7 protein-coding genes are annotated in these 3,931 nt (G+C 59.2%); 3 read left to right on the forward strand and 4 right to left on the reverse strand.

The genetic code is table 11. From position 1 onward, the window contains the following. A partial coding sequence (locus MFF01_RS21610; protein WP_238228478.1) for a hypothetical protein occupies positions 1-206 on the forward strand: 206 nt, incomplete at its 5' end. A gap of 215 nt (positions 207-421) precedes the next feature. Here MFF01_RS21610 and MFF01_RS21615 read toward each other — a convergent pair. Then, positions 422-1,105 (reverse strand): recombinase family protein, encoded by a 684-nt coding sequence (locus tag MFF01_RS21615; protein ID WP_238228479.1) that lies wholly within the window; start codon positions 1,103-1,105, stop codon positions 422-424. Positions 1,106-1,214: 109 nt separating this feature from the next. On the opposite strand from MFF01_RS21615, the gene MFF01_RS21620 reads away from it, so the two are divergent. After that, positions 1,215-1,490 carry a hypothetical protein gene (locus tag MFF01_RS21620; RefSeq protein ID WP_238228480.1) on the forward strand — a complete coding sequence of 92 codons (276 nt, stop codon included), beginning with the start codon at positions 1,215-1,217 and terminating at the stop codon, positions 1,488-1,490. On the opposite strand, the gene MFF01_RS21625 is transcribed toward MFF01_RS21620, so the two are convergent. Together MFF01_RS21625 and MFF01_RS21630 are read right to left on the reverse strand one after the other, a co-directional pair. Further along, positions 1,491-2,438: a ferritin-like domain-containing protein gene (locus MFF01_RS21625; RefSeq protein ID WP_238228481.1), complete on the reverse strand. Its 948-nt coding sequence runs from the start codon at positions 2,436-2,438 to the stop codon at positions 1,491-1,493. Between the two features lie 113 nt (positions 2,439-2,551). After that, positions 2,552-2,716, reverse strand: coding sequence for a hypothetical protein (locus tag MFF01_RS21630; RefSeq protein ID WP_238228482.1), 165 nt, complete (start codon positions 2,714-2,716; stop codon positions 2,552-2,554). A gap of 397 nt (positions 2,717-3,113) precedes the next feature. On the opposite strand from MFF01_RS21630, the gene MFF01_RS21635 reads away from it, so the two are divergent. Then, positions 3,114-3,500 carry a hypothetical protein gene (locus MFF01_RS21635; protein WP_238228483.1) on the forward strand — a complete coding sequence of 129 codons (387 nt, stop codon included), beginning with the start codon at positions 3,114-3,116 and terminating at the stop codon, positions 3,498-3,500. 200 nt (positions 3,501-3,700) lie between these two features. Here MFF01_RS21635 and MFF01_RS21640 read toward each other — a convergent pair. Beyond that, positions 3,701-3,931 (reverse strand): integrase core domain-containing protein (locus tag MFF01_RS21640; RefSeq protein WP_238227640.1); only part of this gene is annotated, 231 nt, incomplete at its 5' end.

Here is a 3,931-nt window from a genome sequence, read left to right on the forward strand (position 1 = left end):
CTTTTCAGGAGGCAGGCCAAGGGACGTATCGCGCCCTACCAGAGCGCCCACCACCGGCCGACCCCCACCATCGCGAACAGAAGAAGCACGGCCACGATAGCGACCGTACCGGAGGCGTCGGCTTCGAACATGCCGAACAGCAGTTTTACCCGGAAGCGGTGCTGGTCCTGGTTGTCATCGGGGATCACGGGCACACCTCGCCTTAAACGAAAGGGGTGCGCTTGCGCTGGGGATGATTAGAGCGACCAGACGAGACGCCTCGTCAAGGTCCTGGGGTTGCAGTGTCGCGGTTGTCCCTGACCACGGACTACATGCGGGGTTAGCACGGTGAGGTTGTGGGGAATGTGCCTCAGTATAATCTTGGCCTTACAAGGCTTGTCATTGACTTAGGGGCGATGTCCTCGTGCCCTGTTTGTTGGGGTTATGCAGCCCGCTCAACGATCCGGCGAACCTGAACGGCGCTCCATACGCCGTCGCGAGCCGTCCGAACCCGGCGGGCGTTCAGCTCGACGGCGATCCCGGTGTTGGTCTCGATCCCGCTGGCCTTGATGCTGGCGATAATGGGCAGGACGTTCGCGGCGAAGGCATCGGCGCCGGCCCGGTTGGCATCGGCACCCTTGGCACTTGCCTCCGCAAGGTTCGTACGGTTACCCAAGACTACGCCGGCCGCCTTCTTCTCGGCCAGGGCTTTGCGGGTCCGGTCGGAGATCATAGCGCGCTCCTTCTCGCCCAGCGCGGCGTAGATGTGGAGCATGAACGGATCAACGTTCTCTCCCAACTCGGCCACGAAGAACGGCACCCGCTGCGCCATCAGGCCGGCGATGAAGGCCACGTCGCGCGACAGGCGATCCAGCTTGGCGACAATGACGGCGCACTTGGCCTTGCGCGCGGCGGCGAGGGCAGCGGCGAGCTTCGGCCTACGATCCAGGGCGTCCGAGCCTTTACCGGACTCATGCTCTTCGAACTCGGCCACGACCCAAAATCCGTTGGCCTCCGCGAACACCTCGATTGCCCGGCGCTGCGCCGCGATCCCGAGACCAGACTTGCCCTGACGATCCGTAGAGACCCGGAGGTAGGCAACGAGGGGGCGAAGGGCGTCGGACATCGGGTTTCTCCGCTCAACTGACAAAACCATACGTCGGTATGGAGTTGTCAGGCAAGCCCTAAATCATGGCTCCGGCAACGACCGGCACGCCCAACAACGAAGAAACGACATGGACATCAAACCTGCCGACGCCTGGGGGGCATTCGCCTCCGGTCTCGACCCGTGCGAGCGCCGCGCCCGCACCCGCGCCCTCAACGTGATCGTGCGCATGCATACGGGACCGCGCGGTGACGACATCTGCCGGACCCTGCGGCATGCCGAGGACGACGCCGGCTTGCTCCCGTGGGCGTCGACCTTGTTGAACGCCCTCGCTCCCCTCGACCGACGACGGGTCTGGGGAGCCTACGCCGCCTTCACGCGCCCGGCCGAACGTCTCCCCGCTTAATCATCGGATCACGCCGTTCAGACCGAGCGGAAAGAAACCACCGGGTTGGCCGTTGGTGGTGCCGTAGGCGATGTTACGAACCTGCTCCGGCGTGCGGCTGAAGGCGATGCTGTTGTTATCTGCCGGTACAATGTTGACCTGCTGAGCGGTGCCAATCCCCTGGTCGATGTCACTCGGCCCATCGAAGTAGTCACGGAGATCCGAGACCTGCTGCGCCTGCTTGAACAAGCCTCGCTGCGCCATCAGGGTCCGGATGATGCCGGCCTGATACGCTTCCGTTGCAAGCAGACCAGCCGCGCCCTCAAAAAATTCATTGTTGCGTATGAAAGGCACAGCCCCCTTCAACGCGGTGACGCAGACATCTTCCAAGATCATGGCGCCAATCAAGAAATTGTCGTCATTCGCGAAAGCGTCAAACGTCCCATCAGGAGGCACTAGGCCCGAAAAGCGTCCGAACGCGGTGAAGCCCTGGTCGAAATCAATCCGAGTCTGAGCAATCGCAGAGTCGCCTAAGATGCTTCGCAAAAACGTAACGTGAGCCAGCTCGTCAGCGCCGAATTCTTCTGCAACCGCACGGATCAGAGGATCTTGGAACGGCACTTTATGACCGCCGCGCGGCGTTTCCGATGTACCGGTACCGAGGAATGTTAAGTATCTAATAACGGCACCAGGGCTTGTGCTACCAACTCCAGTGGTACCGGGAAGCAATAAAACAGGATAGCCCCTAAAAGCTATATCATAGTAGCGAAATCCAAGGTACTCAAAGTTTAATGCGAAATTAAATACGTCTGCGGGGGAGATGGCGGCCGCTTGAGCATTAGCACTACTGGAAGAGCCACTCAGCGCCAAAGCACTGGCTGCGCCTAAACCGACAGCCCCAAGAAACGCGCGCCGACCGGCTGCGTAGTCAAAGGACGAGTTCTCACCGGAGACATCGTTCTGTTGCATCTCTTGACCTTGCGATTCATACAGCGGGCGCTTGCTAAACGCACATATGCTGATCCTCTACGCAAAACAAAATGCAGTCAACAACCGCAAACCAATCGACATGTAGTGCAGGACTAGCTCTTGCGAGCAGCACGGAGCACGGCCTCGTAGTCCAGCAACACGAGCAAGGCGTCGGCGCCGTCGGCGAACAAAAGAGCGCCGTCGATGTCACCGGCCTCGCGCCTTGCGTCAGCATCTCGCAAGAGCATGGAAGCCACAGCATCGACTTCGTTACGCATCGAACGGCTCATTGCTTGTCCCTTTGTTTGATGCATTCATCAACTATGCCACAACTCAAGGCAACATCAATCATCATTTGCATTCGTGTTTGCACTTGCCTTGCATTCCTGCATTCATGCAAACGACGATCAACCAGACTCACACCCTGTAGATTATAGTAAGCACATTCGACACTTACATGCTGCGAAGTTTGTCAGAGCGATATTTTTATCAGGCTATTCGGGTGGCCCCGATTATCCGGTCTACAAATGCTACCGCAAAAAGGACCCCTATTCTTGCAAGCACTGGGGGTATGCCTTCCAAACAGGGCGGCGCAACGCATCCAAGAAAATTTTGCGAATTCCTAAAAGGCCGCATCACCTCAAGCGCCGGTGTCTACTGGCAGAAAGCAATCTCGTGCACGTAGTCCTCGAAGCCCTCAAGAAGTCCGGCAAGATCAATACCGAAGACCTCCAATTTCTACATGAACACGGACAGCCATACGTCGGGGCTCGTCTACCAGCCGGCGTGAAGCAACGTAAAGGCGGGCAATGCCTCGACGTTGCCGACCAGCTCGAAGAGGATGGCCACGGCAAGTACGTTCGTGGCTTCGCACTAACGCCGGCCAACCGGCTCATGGGCCACGCCTGGAACAGTCGAGACGGTCGCCTCGTCATCGACGCATCTTGGGCTGGGCCGCAGGACTGCTTCTACTTCGGGATACCAGGACGGCGATACGAAGCGTTCCTCAGCAGGATCAGCCGGCCATTCATGGTCAGCTCGTTCATGCCGTGGCGGTTCTGATCCTGATCTGTAAGCAATGCTCCAGGATCGCCCAGGACGGCGTTCAGCGACTTCGTTGAACTTGGATGACTCCAAGGTCGAAACGGGCGCTGGCGGGGCTGTGAGGCGAACTTCCGTGTGGTGGCTGTAATCCTCTTGCATTGGTGCCGTAACCGCACCACCTTATTGGCCTGCCCCCATTCGGTGGCCCAGGTTCGAAGTTAGTGCATCGTCAGTCGCGTGACGATGGCGGGGTGAGCGAGCGGCCCTGAGCCGCTCGGTTCGGTTGGCCAGATGACGACCTCGGGCGCAGGCGGCTGGTAGCCGAGCGACGAGTGCGGCCGGATGTTGTTATAGTGCCTACGCCATTGCTCGATCACGACGCTGGCCTCCTTGAGGGTGTAGAACACCTCGCCGTTGAGGAGTTCATCCCGCAGCTTCGCGTTGAAGCT

It is taken from the genome of Methylobacterium adhaesivum (genome assembly GCF_022179065.1).
Classification (GTDB): domain Bacteria; phylum Pseudomonadota; class Alphaproteobacteria; order Rhizobiales; family Beijerinckiaceae; genus Methylobacterium; species Methylobacterium adhaesivum.